The following is a 17799-nucleotide window of genomic DNA, read 5'->3' as shown; positions in this document are numbered from 1 at the left end:
TCTCCCGTTTCGGGAGAGGGAAGGGGCCTGCCGCGCAGCGGCGGGAAGGGTGAGGGGTTCGTCGGGGGAAGCGGTTGGTTCTTGCCAACCCCTCACCCGGCGCTTCGCGCCACCCTCTCCCGCTTGCGGGAGAGGGAAAGACGGCTTCTCCCGCTTGCGGGAGAGGAAAAGAGGCTTAAAACGGGCTGCGCCGGGCGCGCGTCAGCCCCGCCGCCCTTGATTTGGCGGCGTGCGGCTCCGATCTTGCCGCAGACGTTCGTTTTTCCCGGTCTTTGCTCAAGGAATGCCTTCATGGACGATCCTTCCGTCCGTCCGCTCGCCGACGACTTTGTTCTGCCTTTTCAAATCGAGGCGTCGCGCCTGCGTGGCCGCATGGTCAAGCTTGGCCCGGCCATCGACGAGATTCTGACGCGCCACGATTACCCGTCCAGCGTCGCCCGCATTCTGGCGGAAACCGCGACGCTCGCCGTGCTGCTGTCCAGCATGTTGAAATACGAAGGCATCTTCACCCTTCAGACCAAGGGCGAGGGCGCCGTCAAGGTGCTGGTCGCCGACGTCACTTCGGTCGGCGACGTGCGCGCCTACGCTCAGTATGACGCGGAGGAGGTGGCGAAGGCCGAGCGCGATGTGGACATCGCCCCGGCGGCGGCGTTGATCGGCAAGGGCTACATCGCCTTCACCGTCGATCAAGGGCCGGACACCGACCGTTATCAGGGCATCGTCGAGCTGTATGGCAAGACGCTGACCGATTGCGTCCAGCATTATTTCCGCCAGTCGGAGCAGATCCAGACCGGCCTGTCGGTGTCGGTGGACCGCGCCGTGAACCCGGACGGCACGCCCGGCGTTTGGCGCGCGGGCGGCGTGATGATCCAGCGCTTGCCGCAAGAGCCGGGCGTTCAGGCGTCTGAAAAGGATGAGGATTGGGTGCGCGCCCTGGCGCTGATGTCCAGCGTCACCGGCGACGAGATGCTGGACGTCGATCTGGCCGCGTCCACGCTGCTCTATCGTCTGTTCCACGAGGACGGCGTGCGGATCTACGACGCGCATGGCCTGCGCTTTGGCTGCCGCTGCTCGCGCGAGCGGGTGGAGACGATGCTCGCCAGCCTGCCGCGCGCCGAGGTGCAGGAGTTGAAGATCGACGACGGGCGGGTCGAAGTGACCTGTCAGTTCTGCTCGACCGACTACCATTTCACCGACGCCGACCTTGATCGGGTGTATGGCGCGTAAGGATGATGGGGGAGGGGGCCGTCAGGCTCTCTCCCGAATCCTGTGTTCGGACAGGCCGCAGAGCAAGACGAGAGGGGCTGGCGCCAAAAATCACCGAAGCGCCCACGCGCCAAAACGCAAAAAAGACCGCAGCGTTTCCGCTCGGTCTTCCTGCAAACCTCACCAGACCGAAGTCTTTGAGGGAAAATGGAGCGGGCGAAGGGATTCGAACCCTCGACCCCAACCTTGGCAAGGTTGTGCTCTACCCCTGAGCTACGCCCGCGCTCCGCGTCCGCTGCTTGGTCCGTTCCGTCGCTGTCGCGTCGGCGTCCGGTCCAACCGGCGGCGTGCGGCGGACTATACGGATCGCGGCGCGCAATGCAAGCGTCTTGTTTCACTTTTTTCGGCGGCTGGACGATTTTCCATCGGACGGTTAAAAGGGGGCATGGACACCGTCACGACCCCTGACGCAACGGACGCTCCGTCGCCGGACCTTCCCTTGCCCACCTCGCCGGACGAGTTGCTGGCGCGGCTCGCCGCGCTGGGCATCGCCGCCGCGACCCACAGCCACCCGCCGTTGCGCACGGTGGAGGAAAGCAAGATCCTGCGCGGCGCGTTGCATGGCGGCCATTGCAAGAACCTGTTCCTGAAGGACAAGAAGGACCAGCATTGGCTGGTGGTGGCGCTGGAGGACGCGCGCGTCGATCTGAAGCGGCTGGACAAGGCCATTGGATCGGCCCGGCTGTCCTTCGCCTCGCCGGATCGGCTGTGGAGCCATCTGGGCATCCGCCCCGGCTCGGTCTCGCCGCTGGCGCTGGTCAACGACACCGAACGCCGGGTCAAGGTGGTGTTGCAGGAAGCGATGATGGCGCATGAGATTTTGAACTATCACCCGCTCATCAACGATCGCACCACGGCGATTCACCGCGACGATCTGTTGCGCTTCATCCGCGCCTGCGGCCATGAACCGGCCATCGTCGCCTTTGGCGGGGCGGACGACGCGGCTTAACGCGCCGCGCCGCGCGGAGAGTGCTTGCCTGCCGGGCCGCGCGCGCTCATCTATGACGCAGACTGTCCAGACGACATCAACGGGAATCGACCTGCCATGTTCTCCATTCCGCCCGCCAAAGCCCCGAAGCCCGCCGCCGCGTCCGCCGCAGCCCCCGCGCCCGGCGGCGCTTCCGACGTCGTGAAGGACAGCACCGACCGCGACTTCATGGTCGATGTGATCGAGGCGTCGCGCAACGTTCCCGTCATCGTCGATTTCTGGGCGCCCTGGTGCGGCCCCTGCAAGCAGCTTGGCCCGATCATCGAAAAGCTGGTCCGCGCCGCCAAGGGCGCGGTGCGGCTGGTCAAGATCGACACCGACCAGCACCCGATGATCGCCTCGCAACTGCGCGTGCAGTCGATCCCCGCCGTCTACGCCTTTTTCCAGGGGCGTCCGGTGGACGGTTTCATGGGGGCCAAGCCCGAGTCGGAGCTGAAGGCCTTCATCGAAAAGCTGGTCAAGCTGGCCAAGGCGTCGGGCGTCGGCAGCCCCGACGACATTCTGGAGGAAGCCTTCGCCCAGGCGAAGGGGATGATGGAGGCGGGCGACCTGCAAGGCGCGCTGGACCTCTATGGTGAAATCCTTCATGCCGAACCGGAAAACGCGCAAGCCTACGCCGGGATGGTCCGTTGCCTGATCGCCGCCAAGGATCTGGAAAACGCCAAGGCGATGCTGGCCCAGGCGCCGGAAAGCATGGCCAAGGACAAGGAGCTGGCGAACGTCCGCGCCGCGCTGGAGGTGGCCGAGCAGGCCGCCAACGCCGGGCCGATCCCGGAGTTGCTGGAAAAGGTCGCGCACGACGCCAACGACCACGCATCGCGCTTTGACCTCGCCATGGCGCTGTTCGCCGCTGGCAAGCGTGAAGCGGCGGTGGAGGAGCTGTTGCAGATCGTCCGCCGTGATCGGACCTGGAACGAGGACGCGGCGCGCAAGCAACTGGTCAAATTCTTCGAGGCCTTCGGCCCGACCGACCCGCTGACCGTCCAGACCCGTCGCAAGCTGTCGACGATTCTGTTCAGCTAACCCTCCTGTTTTTGTGGCGACGGGGTTCTATCTGATTGGTCATGACCCGGAACCCCTTCGACCTCAGCTTCGACCGTCTGCCGCCGACGCTGCCGATCTTCCCGCTGGCCGGGGCGCTGCTGCTGCCGCGCGCCCGTCTGCCGCTGAACATCTTTGAACCACGCTATGTGGCGATGGTCGAAGACGCGCTGCGGGCGGATCGGATGATCGGCATGATCCAGCCGGTCAACCCGGATTGCCGGGCGCGGGATCCCGCCGTCTATGACGTCGGGTGCGCCGGGCGGATCTCCAGCTTCAGCGAAACCGAGGATGGACGTTTCCTCATCACCCTGTCCGGCCTGACCCGCTTTGGCGTTGAGCGGGAGATCGAGGGCGTCAACGGCTACCGACGGGTGATTCCCTGCTGGGATTGCTTCGCCGAGGATCTGGAGCCGGAACGCTGCGGCGAGATTGAGCGGGGCCGTCTTCTGGCCCTGCTGAAGACCTATTTCCAGGCCAACAGCCTGTCGGTCGATTGGCAATCCATCGAAACCACGCTGGACGAGCGGCTGGTCAACTCCCTGGCGATGATCTGTCCGTTCAGCGCGGCGGAAAAACAGGGCCTGTTGGAAGCGCCGACCTTGGCCGAACGCGGGAAGCTCTTGATCGGATTGATCGAGATGGCCATTCTCGATTGCCGCGACGGTGACGGTTCCCCCTGTCACTGACCGTTTGTTCCCTCTTCTGTGCGAGATGTTCCGATGACCACGCCCGACGACAAGACCAGCGACTCCAAGGGCGGCGCCCGCGTCGATCCCAAGCTGCTGGAAATCCTGGTCTGCCCGCTGACCAAGGGGCCGCTGCGCTACAACGCCGAACGCGGCGAACTGGTCAGCGAACGCGCCGGGCTGGCCTATCCGATCCGCGACGGCATCCCGATCATGCTGATTGACGAGGCGCGCAGCCTCGACAAGACCGGGGCCGCCTGATGGCGACGGAGGAGCGCTTTGCGTCGGAGTCGTTCGGCACGGCGCATTGGCCGCTGGAAATCCGTCTGAAGAAGGACGAGAAGCGGTTGGAGGTCGATTTCGACGATGGCCGCCGCTTCGCCTACCCGGCGGAGTTTCTGCGGGTGGTCAGCCCGTCCGCCGAGGTGCAGGGCCACAACGCCAGCCAGAAGCAGACGGTGGCGGGCCGCCGCCATGTCGGGATCATGGGCGTGGAGTCGGTCGGCAACTACGCCATCCGCATCCTGTTCGACGATCTGCACGACAGCGGCATCTTCTCCTGGACCTATCTCTATGAGATCGGCGCGGAGCAGGATCGGCTGTGGGCCGACTATCTGGCCGAACTCGACGCCAAGGGGCTGAGCCGGGATCCGGTTCGGCGCGGGTGAGTTTGGCGGCTGGCGGCGGGGCTGTTTCACACCCCTCTTCCGCGTCGGGGTTGTGTGGCGCGACGGCTTCGCGCTCGTCCTCTCTCTATCTGCGTCACCCCGCCGCAGATTCCTCCCTTGCGCATTTACGTAAAATTTTATACAAAAGCTTATCGAATTGATGCGGTGGCGGCGGGGGTTGTCATGACGGCGACGGGATGGATCGAAAAGCGTCTGGAAGGCCGTCGTCAGTCCGCTCGCGCTCGGATGATCCGCCAACACCGCCGGGTCAACGCCAAAAAGCGGGCATGGTCGCGCGACATCGCCCGCGTGATGCTGGTCGGGTCGATGCTGATGCTGGGGGTTTTGGCGGTCGAGATCGGGCGCAAGGCCGTGACCGTCCTGCACCACGCCAGCGTGACGAGTTCCGTGTCCGTCGGCTGACCTGAAGGGGCGCCGCCCCCGCAGACCAACCTCTCTCCCGTCCGGTTGGGACGGGTTCCTCCTTTGGCCAGGCTCCGAATCGCGGGCCAGCCGCAGCGGGGGAGAGGGTGGCGTGCGGGGGCTTTTCCTTTGGCCGAATCGGCGAATCAGTCGAGGACGACGACGTAGCGTTTGGTGGTCGTGGCGACCACGGTCCAGCGTCCTTCAAAACCCGGCTCGATGACGAAGCGGTCGCCGGGTTTCAGCGTCCAACTCCGGCCATCGGCGTGGGCGACGACGCTTTCGCCCTCCAGTATTTCGCAATATTCCCACTCGTCGTAGACGATCCGCCACGCGCCGGGGGTGGAGCGCCAGATCCCGGCGAAGCGCTTGCCGTTGGCCGATTCGTAGCTGTTCCAGGTGGTGAAGACCGGCGATCCGCTCAGCAGGCGGTCGGGGGCGGGCGCGCCGGTTTCAGGGATGGCGTCGCCCAGGACGGACAGCGGCGGGGCGGCGGTGGTCATGTCGGCGGGTTCCTTTCCTGTGGGGACGGCTTACCAAGCCGCCAGCAGCGGCGGCAGGTCCAGCACGGAGTCGATGCGGCGGTAATGCTCGTCCGGCGGCTCGGCCTCTTCATGCGCCCAGGTGATGGCGTAGGGGATGTGGACGGCGTGGCCGCCGATGGCGAGAACCGGCAGAATGTCGGAGCGCACCGAGTTGCCGACCATGACGAAGCGTTTGGGATCGACGCTGTGGCGTTCCAGAACGCGGCGGTAGCTGGCCGGATCCTTTTCGCTGACGATCTCCACCGCGTCGAAGCGCCCGGCCAGCCCGGAGCGGGCGACCTTGCTCTCCTGGTCGAACAGATCGCCCTTGGTGATGAGGATCAGGCGATAACGGTAGGACAGCGCCTCGACCACATCGGCGATGTCGGGCAGCAGTTCGACCGGATGCTCCAGCATCGCCTTGCCGAAATCGATCAGGCTCTGCAAATCGCGGGCGGGAACCCGTCCATCGGTGACGGAGATGGCGGATTCGATCATCGACAGGACGAAGCCCTTGATGCCGTAACCATAGACTTTCAAATTCGCCCGCTCCGCCTCCAGCAGGCGGCGGTCGAGGTCTTCGGGATCGGCGGCGTGGGCCAGCAGGGCGCGGAACCGCTCCTGCGTCATCGAAAACAGCGATTCATTGTGCCAGAGCGTGTCGTCGCCGTCGAAGCCGATGGTGTCAATCATGATGAGGCCGTATGGTCCGTAAGTAAAACAAAGATGACGGAAGAAAGGGCGAGTGTCCAGTCAGGGTATTTTGTGGGGGGCACGGACGATAAGTCCCCGAAATGACAGTTCCGCCACAGTTTGAAAACATTCCCTACTCAGTCCCTCGTTGCCTGCAAAGCGGGCATGTTGCCGAAGGGGGTGGCAGAGTGGGGCAAACAGGCGTAACTATCTTTCCACAGACAGAGGACGTGGTCGCCGCACTGGCGGACCCCTCGCACAACAAAACATTAGGAATCACACCATGGCCACCCTTCTGCATTCGGCGCAGGCCGATCGCGGCTCCCTCTCTTTGGCTCATCTGTTCGAGACGGGCTTCAGCATGCTCGGTTTGTGGCGCCAGCGCGTCGTGACCCGTCGTGAGCTGAGCCGCCTGGACGAACGCATGCTCCAGGACATCGGTTTCAGCCGCACCGACGCTGACGAAGAAATGTCCAAGCCGTTCTGGCGCGAATGAGCGCCCTTGGCGCGAAAAGGGCCGCCTCCGGTAAGGAGAGCGGCCCTTTTTCATGTCCAGAATTTGCTTGGAGTCTTGGGGCCGCTGGTTTTCATCCCGTTGATCCGCCGACCGGGATGGATCGGTCGGCGGATCGCAGGACGCTGAACCGTCGCGAGAGGGAACGCCCCCCGCGCGCTCTTCAGATGCAGTAATGCTTGAGCGGCTCGAAGCCGTTGAAGCAGACGGCCGAATAGGTCGTCGTGTAGGCGCCGGTGGCGTGGATGCGAACGCGGTCGCCCGCCTTCAGAGCCATCGGCATCTTGTAGTCGGCCCGTTCATACATCACGTCGGCGGAATCGCAGGTCGGTCCAGCGAGGATGACGGCCTCGCGGTCGCCGTCCTGGTCGTCGCCCAGCACCTCAATCGGGTACTGGATGGCCTCGTCCATGGTTTCGGCCAAGCCGCTGAACTTGCCGATGTCGAGATAGACCCAACGCTTGTCGTCGTTCGCCGACTTGCGCGAGACCAGCACGACTTCGCTTTCGATGATGCCGGCGCTGCCGACCATGCCGCGCCCCGGCTCGACGATGGTTTCCGGCAGATGGTTGCCGAAATGGGTGCGCAGCGAGTCGAAGATCGCCTGACCATAGGCGGTGGATTCCGGCACGTCGGTGCGGTAGCGGGTGGGGAAGCCGCCGCCCAAGTTAATCATGCCCAGATCGACGCCGAGGATTTCAAGCTCGCGGAACAACTGCGCCACCTGGAAGATGGCGTGGTCCCACTGCATCAGATCCTTTTGCTGCGAGCCGACATGGAACGACACGCCATAGGGCTGCACGTTCATGTCGCGGGCCTTCAGCAGCAGCTCGCGCGCCATGGTCAGGTCGCAGCCGAACTTGCGCGACAGCGGCCATTCGGCGCCCTCGCCCGAGGTCAGGATGCGGCAGAAGACGCGGGCGCCGGGGGCGGCGCGCTCGATCTTTTCCAACTCCGGCTCGCTGTCAAAGGCGAACAGGCGGACGCCCAGCTCGAAGGCGCGGCGGATGTCGCCTTCCTTCTTGATGGTGTTGCCGAAGGAAATCCGCTCCGGCGTGGCCCCGGCGGCCAGCGCCATCTGGATTTCCGGGACCGAGGCGCAATCGAAGGCCGAGCCGAGGCGGGCCAACAGGGCCAGAATTTCCGCCGCCGGGTTGGCCTTCACCGCGTAGAAAATGCGGGCGTCGGGCAACGCGTCGTGCAGATCGTTGTAATTCTGCTCAACCACGTCCAGATCGACGACGAGGCACGGGGTCTGCGGGCGCTGCTCTTCAAAAAAGCGCGCAATCTTCTGGGTCATCTCAGTCTCCTGGGACGCAAGATGATGGATCGGAAAAGGCGGAGTCGGGGGATCGGAGCGGCCTAACGCTCAGCAGACCAACAGCAGATTTTGCAGGTCAGGCGTTAAAGGCCGCTGATACTGGTTTTGCCCGTACACGATCGAATCATGGTGGCGGCGGCCAGGACCGGCAGATTTCGGAGACGGGTGGACACGCGCCCACCCACAACAACATGAACCATCGTAACCTCCAAGACGCCGCCTTGTTTAGGGGACGGTCGGGGATCACGCGTTACGTCGTTGCATAACCACATCTCGGTGAATAGCCGAGGGGCGGGCCAGCGGCACGTGCGCTTGCGAGTTGCCGTTACATAGATCCATAGGGCCGCGATGCAAAGGGAAAAATGCCCAGCCTTCCAAAAAAATCACAGCCCCGAGGTTTGAGAAAAAATCCGTAACAAATTCAATGAATTGGTCATGCTGATCCAGGCGGGCGGTCACGCGCCGCGTCGCGGGAAACGGGGCTTTTCAAGGGCTTGAGGCGCTCTGTTCCGATCCCGGAACGACCAGCAGGCGGTGCGACAGCAACGCCCCCAGCCCAACCAGCCCGATGGCCCCCATCATCGGCAGCGCCGTGCCGTCGTGCAGATGGCCGACTCCAAGCCCGACCAGAGCGGCGATGGTCATCTGGAAAAAGCCCAGCAGCGACGACGCCAATCCGGCCATCGTCGGGTAGGGGCCGACCGCGTTGGCGGTGGCGTTGGGCAGGGTCAACCCGGCCCCCAGAATGAACAGGAAGACCGGCAGAACGACGCTGGCGATCTGAAGCACGCCCGCCAGCGCCAACCCCACCCCCAACGCGCCGCCGCCGACCGACACCAGCGTGCCGACGCGGATCATCCGGGCGCCGCCCAGCCGGCGCGACAGCTTGCCCGCCAGGAAGGATCCCAGCGTGTAGCCGAGGACGACGGTGGCGAAGCTCATCCCATATTGGGCGGGCGACAGATGCATTTGCCCGATCAGCAGAAAGGACGAGCCGGAAATGAAGGAGAAAATCCCGCTGTAAGAACAGGCGACGATCAGGACGTAGCCGACGAAACGGCGGTTGCGCAGCAGCATCAGGTAATTGGCGGCCATCCGTCCGGGGTTCAGCGCCTCGCTGTCGCGAGTCGTGTTGGTTTCGCCCAGCAGGCTCCAGACGGCGGCGAGGATCGCCACGGCGAAGCCGGTCAGCAGGATGAAGTTGGACCGCCAGCCGAACAGCTCGGTCAGCGCGCCGCCCAGCACCGGGCCGACGGCGGGGGCCAGGGTCATCGCCATCGACATGTAGGCCAGCACGGTGGCCGCCCGGTCGCGCCCGAAGACGTCGCGCACCACCGCCCGTCCGACCACCGGGCCGCAGCAGGCCCCAAGCGCCTGGAAGAAGCGGGCGGCGATCAGCCCCTCGACGCTGGTGGTCAGAGCGCAAACGGCGCTGGCCACCAGATAGACGCTGACGCCGACCAGCAGGGTCGGGCGCCGCCCGAATCGGTCGGACATCGGGCCATAGACCAATTGCGACACCGCGAAGCCGATCAGAAAGACCGACAGCGTCAATTGCACCGTGGCGATGTCGGTGTCGAACACCCGCACCAAAATCGGCAAGGAGGGCAGATAGAGGTCGGTGGACAGCGGGCCGAAGGCGACCAGCGCGGTTAACAGGACGCGGATCACCAGGGAATCGGAACGGGGCATGGACGGGGACAACCCAGGAGGCGACAAGGCGCGGCACTGTATCAGATGAAATCAATGGCCGCTTGCGCGGCGCGCGCGCGTCTGCCATCCAGGGGTCGCGCCGAGTCCGGGGGCGCGGGCTTTCAGGTTGCGGTAAACCGTGACGGATGGTTGAGGTCAGGCCGCTGAGGCGGGGATTGCGGCCAAGCGCGTCGGAACCATGGCCGCCAGAATGCTGCGTTGCTCATCCAGCCGGGCCGACAAAACCGCCTGACCGGTCTTCAGATCGACGTGCCCGGCGTCAAGCTTAGCCAGACCAGCTTCCAGTTTGGCCTGTCCGGCTTCCAGCTTGGCTTGGCCCTCTTCGAGTTTGGCCTGTCCGGCCTCCAGTTTGTCGAGCCGCGACGCCATGGCGGTTTGGCCGACCTTCAGGTCGGCGACGTCCTTGGCCAACACCTCCAGCATGGAGACGATGTGGGTCAACAGCTCCTTGGACTCAGCGCTCATGTCGGGTTCTCCTTGACGCCGATCCTAGCGGAATTTCGGGGCGCCCGCCACTCCCTTGGCGTCGGAGGGCGAGCGTTGGGCGGAACGCTCAACCATAGCGCAGCAGCCGGGCGCCGTTGCTTTTCAGCCAGCCGCGCGGGGCGTCGACGTCCGGGTTCAGACCGGCGGTCAGGCTGGCGCACAAGGCCCAAAAGCGGGCGGAGTGGTTCATCTCGCGCAGATGCGCCACCTCATGGCCGACCACATAATCGAGCACCGATTCCGGCGTCAGGATCAGCCGCCAGGAAAAGGACAGCCGCCCGGTGGACGAACAGCTTCCCCAGCGGCTTTTGGTGTCGCGCAGGGTGATGGCGGCGATCCGCGCCCCGATCAGCGTCGCCTTGACGCGCGCCCGCGTTCCGATCTCGCGCCGGGCCTCGTTGACCAGGAAATCGCGGACGCGGCGGGCGACATGCTCGGGCTGGCCGCCGACCAGCAGCGCGCCCTCTTCGATCCGGGTCGGGCCGCGCAGGTCGGGCGTATGGCGGATCCGGTGCTCGACGCCCAGGTACGGAATCGACGCGCCATCCTCGAAGGGCAGGGACGGCGGCAGGGCGGCGATTCGCGCCCGCAACCAGCCGTCATGCCGCCCGACGAAGCGCCGCGCGTCGCTTTCCGACACGCCGACTGGAATCACCACCTGAATCAGACCGCGCCCGGGATCGACCTTCAGCGTCATCCGGGTGGCGCGGGCGCTTTCGCGCAGCTCCAGCGGCGCGGGCAAGCCGGTGATCTCCAGGGCGCGCGGCGGCTTCGGCTTCACAGCCGGGGCGCGTTTGGGACGGCGGGCGGGGGCGGGGCGGCGGGACACCATGCCGTCTTATAGCCGCTCCAACCGCCAAGGCCAACCAGGGCAAGCGAGCGCCGCCCGCGCAAACGTCAAGCGGTCCTTTGGAGAATCTTTCGACCGAGTTCAGCGCGATGCTTGGCGGAAGGTCAGATTTGACAGGATGCCCCCGTCGATCCGATAAATGGAGCAAGGTCGGCCCTGTCCTTTGAAATCTTTCCGCCGATGTCCCCAAGACGTCCATGAGTAGACCATCATGACTCTGACCGATGGGCATAGAACCAAGCGCGAGGATTTTCTCAACACGCTGCTGTCGGCGAATGACGCGCCGCACGCGCTTTTGAATCTCGATGGTCGATGTCTTGCCGCGAACCGGGCGTTTTCTCAGGCTCTCGGACGGGACGCGGCGGAGGTCGAGGGAAAACCGCTCGCCGCCGTCGCGGGCGCGGCGGCGTTGGCCGAGGCGGTTGAGGCGCATCGCGCGCGCGTGGCGGCGACCGGCGAAACGGCGACGCTGGTCGGCGTGTTGGCCGGAAACGACGTCGCGTTGCGCCCGGCGCGGGGGGCGGATGGCGCGGTGACGGCGCTGGCGCTCATCGGCGAGGACGCTCAACTGGCGCTGGCCAGACAGGAAACGGCGCAGGCGCGGGTTTCCTCCGGGCGGTTTCTGGCGAAGGCCAGCCACGATCTGCGCCAGCCCTTCCAGGCGATGCATCTGTTTCACCATCTGCTGGCCGGGCGGCAGAGCGACCCGTCGGGAATCGATCTGGCCAACAAGCTGGGCCAGTCGATCCAGGGGGCGGAAAATCTGCTGAACGCGTTGCTGGAGGTGTCGCGGCTGGAGGCCGGGCTGGTGGTGGCGCAGCCGCGCGCCTTTCCCATCGACGACACCCTGAGCCATCTGTTGCAGGAATTCGCCCCGGAGGCCGAGGCCAAGGGCCTGCGCTTCAACGTCCGCCCGGCGGAGGTCGAGGTGCTGAGCGACCCGCTGCTGCTGGAGCGGCTGTTGCGGCCCATTCTGGCCAACGCCGTGCGCTACACCCGCAAGGGCGGGATCCTGCTGGCGACCCGGCGGCGATCCGATGTTGTGCGGATCGAGGTGTGGGACAGCGGCGTCGGCATCGACCCGGCCAACCACGCGGCGATTTTCGAGGATTTCCACCGAATCACCCACGCCGAGTTGGAACGCCGCGCGCCGCCGGGGCAGGGGGTTGGTTTGGGGTTGGGCGTGGTGCGTCGGCTGGCGCGGGTGCTCGATCTCCCGGTAACGGTGCGTTCCAGGCCGGGACGCGGGGCGATTTTCGCGGTGGACGTGCCGCGTGCGCCGCAACACGCATTGGCGGCTCACACGTCCGATTGACAGACGCCCAAACGGGCGCGCACCCTGACGTTAACGGGAGCCAAACAATGGCCCCGGTGAAAGCGTTTTGGGGAGGTCATCGTCATGCCGCATCGGCCCACACCGCCGAGCCGCCCGCCTGTCGCGCCGGGCCGCTCGCCGTCGTCACCTTTCTCTGTGACCCGATCACGTCGTCGCGGCGATCCGGTCAACGGTTCCGCTTTTCAGGGCGGCCCCGTTTTTAAGGGCGGCTGACCGTTTCCGACTGTTCCCGTATGCGCCCGCCACAAAAACTTCATGCGTTCGTCTCGGGATCGCAACCGCTTGCGCTCATCCACATCACCCGAGACACAACCAACCCGGACAGGGAGATGACCCCCATGTTGACCCGTCGCACGCTTGGCCTTTCGACGGCCGCCTTCGCCCTCACCGTCAGCCTGTCGGGCGCGGCCACGGCGCAGAAGACCGTCATCGAATTCTGGCACGGCCTGCCCCAGCCGCTGGGCGGCCAGCTTGAGCAGGTGGTGAAGGGCTTCAACGACAGCCAGGACAAGGTCCAGGTCAACGCGTCCTTCAAGGGCAGCTACCCGGAAACCATGCAGGCCGCCATCGCGGCGTTCCGCGCGGGCAACGCCCCGCACGTCGTCCAGATGTTCGAGGTCGGCACCGCCACCATGATGGCCGCCGGTCCGGCGATCAAGCCGGTGCACGAGCTGATGAAGGAAACCGGCGCGGCGCTGGATCCCAAGGCCTACATCCCGGCGGTCGCCGGTTATTACGCGTCCAAAGACGGCAAGATGATGGCGCTGCCCTTCAACAGCTCCACCTCCATCATGTTCTACAACAAGGATCTGTTCGCCAAGGCGGGCCTGGATCCGAACAAGGCCCCCGCCACCTGGCCGGAGCTGATCGCCGCGACCAAGGCGCTGAAGGCGGCGGGCGTGGCCTGCCCCTTCACCACCTCCTGGCCGACCTGGGTGCAGTTCGAGCAGTTGGGCGCGATCCATGACACGCCCTTCGCCACGCAAGCCAACGGCTTTGGCGGGCTGAACGCCGAGCTGAAGATCAACGCCCCGCTCTATGTGAAGCACATCCAGATGCTGGTCGATCTCCAGAAGGACGGCCAGTTCAAGTATGGCGGTCGCGACAACAAGCCGGACGGCCTGTTCCCGTCGGGCGAATGCGCGATCATCCAAGGCTCGTCCGGCCTGCGCAGCCGCATCGTCAAGGAGGCGACCTTCGCCTGGGGCGCCGCCCCGCTGCCGTACTGGCCCGATATGATTAAGGGCGAGCCGAAGAACGGCATCATCGGCGGCGCGGCTTTCTGGGTGATGACCTCGCCCAAGCGCACCCCCGCCGAATACAAGGCGGTGTCGGAATTCTTCACCTACCTCGCCCAGCCGGAGGTGGACGCCAAATGGCACATGGACACCGGCTATGTCCCGGTGACGTTCAAGGGCGTGGAAAAGGCCAAGGCTGCGGGCTTCTATGAAAAGAACCCGGGCGCCGACGTTCCCGCCGCCCAGTTGACCCGCACGCCGACCACCGAAAACACGATGGGCCTGCGTTTGGGCAACCTGCCGGAAATCCGCAACATCATCCAGGAAGAGCTGGAAAAGGCCTTCCAGGGGCAGGTGACGGTCCAGCAGGCGCTTGATTCCTCGGTCCAGCGCGGCAACGTCGTCCTGCGCAACTTCGAGCGCGCGAACAAGAACTGATGCGGTGATTGAGTCTCCTCCCTCTCCCAAGACGGGAGAGGGATTCAATGGAAAGAGGCCGGAACTTTGCAGCGTCGTGTGATCTTTGACAACAAGCTGTTGCCTTACCTGCTGCTGGCGCCGCAGGTGGCGGTGACGCTGGTGTTTTTCATTTGGCCCGCCGCCCAGGCGATTTGGCAATCGGTCCACATCCAGGACGCCTTCGGTTTGCGCAGCGAGTTCGTGTGGTTTGAGAATTTCGCCGCGATCTTCACCGACCCGAATTACGTCGGCACGCTGCGCATCACCGCGATCTTCAGCGTTTCGGTGACGGTGCTGTCGCTGACGGTGGCGCTGTTGCTGGCGTCGTTGGCGGACAGCAAGATCAAGGGCGCGCCGGTCTACAAGACGCTGCTGATCTGGCCCTACGCGCTGGCCCCCGCCGTGGCGGCGGTGCTGTGGATGTTCATCTTCAACCCGGAAATCGGCTCGCTCGGGCGGCTGCTCAACGGGTGGGGATACCATTGGGATTACCGGCTGAACGGCGATCAGGCGCTGACCATGGTCATCCTGGCGGCCAGTTGGAAACAGGTGTCCTACAACTTCATCTTTTTCCTGGCGGGCTTGCAGGCCATTCCGCGTTCGGTGCTGGAGGCCGCGAGCATCGACGGGGCCGGGCCGGTGCGCCGTTTCTGGTCGATCACCTTTCCGCTGCTGTCGCCGACCACCTTCTTTTTGCTGGTGGTGGACATGGTCTACGCCTTTTGCGAGACGTTCGGCACCATCCACGCTTTGACGCAAGGCGGTCCCGGCAAGGCGACGGAAACCTTGATCTTCCGCGTCTATCAGGACGGCGTGGTCAACAACGATCTGGGCGCGTCCTCGGCCCAATCGGTGCTGCTGATGGTCATTTTGATCGTGCTGACGACCATCCAGTTCCGCTTCGTCGAGCGCAAGGTGCATTACTCATGAGCAACTCGCACAGGATCGGGCGACGTCTGATCGATCTGGTTCCCCACATCGTGCTGATTGTGGGCGTTCTGATCTTCGCCTTTCCGATTTACGTCACGCTGATCGGTTCGACCTGGGACGCCGCCACCATTGGGCGGGGCGCCCTGCCGATGACGCCGGGCGGGGAAGCCTGGACCAACTACAGCCAGGTTTGGAGCGAATCGCACGGCGAGCGGGCGAGCTACACGCCGGTGCGCGTCATGATGATGAACAGCGTCATCATGGCGCTGTCCATCGCCGTCGGCAAAATCGCCATCTCCATCCTGTCGGCCTACGCGGTGGCTTTTTTCCGTTTTCCGCTGCGCATGGTCTTTTTCTGGATGATCTTCATCACCCTGATGCTGCCGGTCGAGGTGCGCATCATCCCGACCTACAAGGTGGTCGCCGATCTGGGGATGATCGACACCTACGCCGGGCTGTCGATTCCGCTGATCGCGTCGGCCACCGCGACGCTGCTGTTCCGCCAGTTCTTTCTGACCATCCCGGATGAGCTGGTGGAGGCGGCGAAGATCGACGGGGCTGGGCCGCTGCGCTTTTTCTTCGACATCCTGCTTCCCTTGTCGAAAACGAACATCGCGGCGCTGTTCGTCATCCTCTTCATTTATGGCTGGAATCAATATCTGTGGCCGTTGCTGGTCACGAACAGCGCCGACATGGAAACCATCGTCATTGGCATCACCAAGATGATCGGCACCGGCGAAGCGGCCAACGACTGGAATCTCATCATGGCGACCACCGTTCTGGCGATGCTGCCGCCGGTCGCCGTCGTGATCTTCATGCAGCGGTGGTTCATCAAGGGCCTTGTGGACAGCGAGAAGTAAACAGACATGGCAACCGTAGAGATCAAAAACGTCCGCAAGTCCTATGGCCCGGTCGAGGCGATCAAGGGCATCGACATCGCCGTTCAGGACGGCGAGTTCCTCGTCCTGCTGGGGCCGAGCGGCTGCGGGAAATCCACCTTGCTGCGCATGGTCGCCGGGCTGGAAAGCATCACCGGCGGTCAGGTCGTCATCGGCGGGCGGGTGGTGAACGAGCTGGATCCCAAGGATCGCGACATCGCGATGGTGTTCCAGAATTACGCGCTCTACCCGCACATGAGCGTGTTCGACAACATGGCCTATGGCCTGAAGATCCGGGGCGTGCCAAAGCCGGAGATCGAAACCCGCGTCGCCAAGGCCGCCGAGATTCTGGAGCTTGGCCGTTTCCTGACCCGCCGTCCCAGCCAATTGTCGGGCGGCCAGCGCCAGCGCGTCGCCATGGGCCGCGCCATCGTGCGCGAACCGGCGGCCTTCCTGTTCGACGAGCCGCTGTCCAACCTGGACGCCAAGCTGCGCACCCAGATGCGCATCGAAATCAAGCGCTTGCAGGACCGGCTTGGCATCACCAGCCTCTACGTCACCCACGATCAGGTGGAGGCGATGACGCTGGCCGACCGCATCCTGGTGATGAATCACGGCGTCGCCGAACAGATCGGCACGCCGCTGGAGGTCTACCAGCGCCCGGCCAGCCTGTTCGTCGCCGGGTTCATCGGCTCGCCGCCGATGAATGTGCTGGACGGCGTCATCGACGCCAGCGGCCAGGGCGTGGTGATGCCGGGCGGCGCGCTGCTGCCGCTGCCCCGCCCGCGCCCCGACGACGCCAGCCGCCCGGTCAAGCTGGGCGTCCGGCCCGAGCATCTGGCGATCAGCGACGGCCTCGCCGCCTCGCCGATCCTGGTCGAGCTGGTGGAGGCGCTGGGGGCCGACACCGTGGTCTATGGCCGCTTGCCCGACGGCGAATCCCTGTTGATCCGCATGGCCGGTCTGCCGTCTTGCAAGGAGGGCGACCGGCTGACGGTCGCCCCGCAACCGGGCGCGCTGCATCTGTTCGACGCGGCGCATGGGCGGCGGCTGGCGGATTGATCGCGACGGGGGCGGGGCTGGAACGCGCCGCGCCCACCTCCTATCTCTGCTAAGCCTGTCATCGGCGTCCACCCATCCAACGCGGATCATCCACGATGAAGCTGTATTACAAGCCCGGCGCCTGCTCCCTCTCCCCGCACATTGTGTTGCGTGAGGCCGGTGCGCCGTTCGATCTGGTCAAGGTCGATTTGGTCACGAAGACCCTGGCGGACGGGAGCGACTTCCGGGCGATCAACCCCAAGGGGCAGGTGCCGACGCTGGCGTTGGACGATGGAACGATCCTGACCGAAGGGGCGGTGATCGTCCAATACATCGCCGACCAAGCGCCCGACAGCGGCCTGTTGCCGCCCGTCGGCAGCCTGGAGCGCTACCGGGTTCAGGAATGGCTGAACCACATCGGCAGCGAACTGCACAAGGGCATGGTCCCGCTGTTTCCGATGTTCCGCGAGATCACGCCGGAGAGCTACCGGGACTTCGCCTGGAAGGTCCTGTCGGGGAAATTCGCGGTCGTGGACCAGCAGCTCAGCGGCAAGAGCCATTTGACCGGCGACGCCTTCACCGTGGCGGACGCCTACCTGTTCGTGGTGCTCAGTTGGTTGCCGCGCATGGGGCTGGATCTGTCGCCCTGGCCCAATCTTCAGGCCTTCTCGGCGCGCGTCGCCGCCCGTCCGGCGGTTCAGGCGGCCTTGGCGGCGGAAGCGCAGGGCTGAAGTCCGTCAG

Annotated in this window: 21 protein-coding genes and 1 tRNA gene; 14 read left to right on the top strand and 8 right to left on the bottom strand. The window is 65.0% G+C overall.

Annotated features, from left to right (window positions below; all coding sequences use genetic code 11):
* Positions 1–291 precede the first annotated feature (291 nt).
* Entirely contained in the window at positions 292–1227 is a 936-nt protein-coding gene (locus tag ACODS4_RS08345; protein ID WP_488862567.1) for an Hsp33 family molecular chaperone, read from the top strand.
* Positions 1228–1414: 187 nt separating this feature from the next.
* On the opposite strand, the gene ACODS4_RS08340 is transcribed toward ACODS4_RS08345, so the two are convergent.
* Positions 1415–1489: transfer RNA gene (locus tag ACODS4_RS08340), tRNA-Gly, on the bottom strand.
* Between the two features lie 162 nt (positions 1490–1651).
* Between ACODS4_RS08340 and ACODS4_RS08335 the strand changes: the two genes are divergently transcribed.
* From ACODS4_RS08335 to ACODS4_RS08310, 6 genes are all read left to right on the top strand, one after another.
* Positions 1652–2215: a prolyl-tRNA synthetase associated domain-containing protein gene (locus tag ACODS4_RS08335; protein WP_488862565.1), complete on the top strand. Its 564-nt coding sequence runs from the start codon at positions 1652–1654 to the stop codon at positions 2213–2215.
* Between the two features lie 96 nt (positions 2216–2311).
* Entirely contained in the window at positions 2312–3277 is a 966-nt protein-coding gene (locus ACODS4_RS08330) for a tetratricopeptide repeat protein (protein ID WP_488862563.1), read from the top strand.
* Between the two features lie 41 nt (positions 3278–3318).
* The gene (locus ACODS4_RS08325; RefSeq protein WP_488862561.1) at positions 3319–3984 is read left to right on the top strand and encodes an LON peptidase substrate-binding domain-containing protein; all 666 of its coding nucleotides are present in this window, start codon (positions 3319–3321) and stop codon (positions 3982–3984) included.
* Positions 3985–4017: 33 nt separating this feature from the next.
* On the top strand, positions 4018–4245 hold the full coding sequence (locus tag ACODS4_RS08320; RefSeq protein WP_119831879.1) for a Trm112 family protein: 228 nt from the start codon (positions 4018–4020) through the stop codon (positions 4243–4245).
* The gene (locus tag ACODS4_RS08315) at positions 4245–4652 is read left to right on the top strand and encodes a gamma-butyrobetaine hydroxylase family protein (RefSeq protein WP_488862559.1); all 408 of its coding nucleotides are present in this window, start codon (positions 4245–4247) and stop codon (positions 4650–4652) included. The genes ACODS4_RS08320 and ACODS4_RS08315 overlap by 1 nt, the downstream gene beginning before the upstream one ends.
* 183 nt (positions 4653–4835) lie before the next feature.
* Positions 4836–5075: a hypothetical protein gene (locus ACODS4_RS08310; protein WP_488862557.1), complete on the top strand. Its 240-nt coding sequence runs from the start codon at positions 4836–4838 to the stop codon at positions 5073–5075.
* Between the two features lie 146 nt (positions 5076–5221).
* On the opposite strand, the gene ACODS4_RS08305 is transcribed toward ACODS4_RS08310, so the two are convergent.
* The gene (locus tag ACODS4_RS08305; protein WP_488862555.1) at positions 5222–5578 is read right to left on the bottom strand and encodes a cupin domain-containing protein; all 357 of its coding nucleotides are present in this window, start codon (positions 5576–5578) and stop codon (positions 5222–5224) included.
* Between the two features lie 30 nt (positions 5579–5608).
* The gene (locus tag ACODS4_RS08300) at positions 5609–6292 is read right to left on the bottom strand and encodes an HAD family hydrolase (RefSeq protein ID WP_488862553.1); all 684 of its coding nucleotides are present in this window, start codon (positions 6290–6292) and stop codon (positions 5609–5611) included.
* Positions 6293–6575: 283 nt separating this feature from the next.
* Between ACODS4_RS08300 and ACODS4_RS08295 the strand changes: the two genes are divergently transcribed.
* Entirely contained in the window at positions 6576–6788 is a 213-nt protein-coding gene (locus ACODS4_RS08295) for a DUF1127 domain-containing protein (protein WP_488862551.1), read from the top strand.
* Between the two features lie 181 nt (positions 6789–6969).
* Here ACODS4_RS08295 and ACODS4_RS08290 read toward each other — a convergent pair whose 3' ends face one another.
* The 5 genes from ACODS4_RS08290 to ACODS4_RS08270 all read right to left on the bottom strand — a co-directional run bounded on the left by ACODS4_RS08290 (position 6970) and on the right by ACODS4_RS08270 (position 11158).
* On the bottom strand, positions 6970–8106 hold the full coding sequence (locus ACODS4_RS08290; RefSeq protein ID WP_488862549.1) for a type III PLP-dependent enzyme: 1137 nt from the start codon (positions 8104–8106) through the stop codon (positions 6970–6972).
* Positions 8107–8370: 264 nt separating this feature from the next.
* A complete protein-coding gene (locus ACODS4_RS08285) occupies positions 8371–8586 on the bottom strand; it encodes a hypothetical protein (protein WP_488862547.1) in 216 nt (71 codons plus the stop codon).
* Between the two features lie 27 nt (positions 8587–8613).
* On the bottom strand, positions 8614–9819 hold the full coding sequence (locus ACODS4_RS08280) for a multidrug effflux MFS transporter (RefSeq protein ID WP_488862545.1): 1206 nt from the start codon (positions 9817–9819) through the stop codon (positions 8614–8616).
* A gap of 156 nt (positions 9820–9975) precedes the next feature.
* Positions 9976–10305, bottom strand: coding sequence for a hypothetical protein (locus tag ACODS4_RS08275; RefSeq protein ID WP_488862543.1), 330 nt, complete (start codon positions 10303–10305; stop codon positions 9976–9978).
* Between the two features lie 88 nt (positions 10306–10393).
* A complete protein-coding gene (locus ACODS4_RS08270; RefSeq protein ID WP_488862541.1) occupies positions 10394–11158 on the bottom strand; it encodes a M48 family metallopeptidase in 765 nt (254 codons plus the stop codon).
* Between the two features lie 229 nt (positions 11159–11387).
* Between ACODS4_RS08270 and ACODS4_RS08265 the strand changes: the two genes are divergently transcribed.
* The 6 genes from ACODS4_RS08265 (at position 11388) to gstA (ending at position 17789) form a co-directional block, all read left to right on the top strand.
* Positions 11388–12491, top strand: coding sequence for a PAS domain-containing sensor histidine kinase (locus ACODS4_RS08265; protein WP_488862539.1), 1104 nt, complete (start codon positions 11388–11390; stop codon positions 12489–12491).
* Between the two features lie 359 nt (positions 12492–12850).
* Positions 12851–14188: a sn-glycerol-3-phosphate ABC transporter substrate-binding protein UgpB gene (ugpB, locus tag ACODS4_RS08260; protein WP_488862537.1), complete on the top strand. Its 1338-nt coding sequence runs from the start codon at positions 12851–12853 to the stop codon at positions 14186–14188.
* A gap of 66 nt (positions 14189–14254) precedes the next feature.
* Complete coding sequence (gene ugpA / locus ACODS4_RS08255) at positions 14255–15139, top strand: sn-glycerol-3-phosphate ABC transporter permease UgpA (RefSeq protein ID WP_488862535.1); 885 nt, start codon at positions 14255–14257, stop codon at positions 15137–15139.
* The gene (ugpE, locus tag ACODS4_RS08250; protein ID WP_488862533.1) at positions 15136–15999 is read left to right on the top strand and encodes a sn-glycerol-3-phosphate ABC transporter permease UgpE; all 864 of its coding nucleotides are present in this window, start codon (positions 15136–15138) and stop codon (positions 15997–15999) included. Before ugpA ends, ugpE begins: the two co-directional genes overlap by 4 nt.
* Before the next feature lie 6 nt (positions 16000–16005).
* Positions 16006–17079, top strand: coding sequence for a sn-glycerol-3-phosphate import ATP-binding protein UgpC (locus tag ACODS4_RS08245; RefSeq protein ID WP_488862531.1), 1074 nt, complete (start codon positions 16006–16008; stop codon positions 17077–17079).
* A gap of 95 nt (positions 17080–17174) precedes the next feature.
* Positions 17175–17789 carry a glutathione transferase GstA gene (gene gstA, locus ACODS4_RS08240; RefSeq protein ID WP_488862529.1) on the top strand — a complete coding sequence of 205 codons (615 nt, stop codon included), beginning with the start codon at positions 17175–17177 and terminating at the stop codon, positions 17787–17789.
* Positions 17790–17799: the final 10 nt, after the last annotated feature.

This window comes from Azospirillum sp. FG154, from assembly GCF_057809575.1.
The sequence above is the reverse complement of the archived record's forward strand: the minus strand, read 5'-3'. Positions and strand labels throughout refer to the sequence as shown.

Excerpts from the sequence above, each read along its gene's own strand:
- ACODS4_RS08345 (WP_488862567.1), top strand. The coding sequence starts at position 292 with ATGGACGATCCTTCCGTCCGTCCGCTCGCCGACGACTTTGTTCTGCCT.
- ACODS4_RS08335 (WP_488862565.1), top strand. The coding sequence starts at position 1,652 with ATGGACACCGTCACGACCCCTGACGCAACGGACGCTCCGTCGCCGGAC.
- ACODS4_RS08330 (WP_488862563.1), top strand. The coding sequence starts at position 2,312 with ATGTTCTCCATTCCGCCCGCCAAAGCCCCGAAGCCCGCCGCCGCGTCC.
- ACODS4_RS08325 (WP_488862561.1), top strand. The coding sequence starts at position 3,319 with ATGACCCGGAACCCCTTCGACCTCAGCTTCGACCGTCTGCCGCCGACG.
- ACODS4_RS08320 (WP_119831879.1), top strand. The coding sequence starts at position 4,018 with ATGACCACGCCCGACGACAAGACCAGCGACTCCAAGGGCGGCGCCCGC.
- ACODS4_RS08315 (WP_488862559.1), top strand. The coding sequence starts at position 4,245 with ATGGCGACGGAGGAGCGCTTTGCGTCGGAGTCGTTCGGCACGGCGCAT.
- ACODS4_RS08310 (WP_488862557.1), top strand. The coding sequence starts at position 4,836 with ATGACGGCGACGGGATGGATCGAAAAGCGTCTGGAAGGCCGTCGTCAG.
- ACODS4_RS08305 (WP_488862555.1), bottom strand. The coding sequence starts at position 5,578 with ATGACCACCGCCGCCCCGCCGCTGTCCGTCCTGGGCGACGCCATCCCT.
- ACODS4_RS08300 (WP_488862553.1), bottom strand. The coding sequence starts at position 6,292 with ATGATTGACACCATCGGCTTCGACGGCGACGACACGCTCTGGCACAAT.
- ACODS4_RS08295 (WP_488862551.1), top strand. The coding sequence starts at position 6,576 with ATGGCCACCCTTCTGCATTCGGCGCAGGCCGATCGCGGCTCCCTCTCT.
- ACODS4_RS08290 (WP_488862549.1), bottom strand. The coding sequence starts at position 8,106 with ATGACCCAGAAGATTGCGCGCTTTTTTGAAGAGCAGCGCCCGCAGACC.
- ACODS4_RS08280 (WP_488862545.1), bottom strand. The coding sequence starts at position 9,819 with ATGCCCCGTTCCGATTCCCTGGTGATCCGCGTCCTGTTAACCGCGCTG.
- ACODS4_RS08275 (WP_488862543.1), bottom strand. The coding sequence starts at position 10,305 with ATGAGCGCTGAGTCCAAGGAGCTGTTGACCCACATCGTCTCCATGCTG.
- ACODS4_RS08270 (WP_488862541.1), bottom strand. The coding sequence starts at position 11,158 with ATGGTGTCCCGCCGCCCCGCCCCCGCCCGCCGTCCCAAACGCGCCCCG.
- ACODS4_RS08265 (WP_488862539.1), top strand. The coding sequence starts at position 11,388 with ATGACTCTGACCGATGGGCATAGAACCAAGCGCGAGGATTTTCTCAAC.
- ugpB (WP_488862537.1), top strand. The coding sequence starts at position 12,851 with ATGTTGACCCGTCGCACGCTTGGCCTTTCGACGGCCGCCTTCGCCCTC.
- ugpE (WP_488862533.1), top strand. The coding sequence starts at position 15,136 with ATGAGCAACTCGCACAGGATCGGGCGACGTCTGATCGATCTGGTTCCC.
- ACODS4_RS08245 (WP_488862531.1), top strand. The coding sequence starts at position 16,006 with ATGGCAACCGTAGAGATCAAAAACGTCCGCAAGTCCTATGGCCCGGTC.
- gstA (WP_488862529.1), top strand. The coding sequence starts at position 17,175 with ATGAAGCTGTATTACAAGCCCGGCGCCTGCTCCCTCTCCCCGCACATT.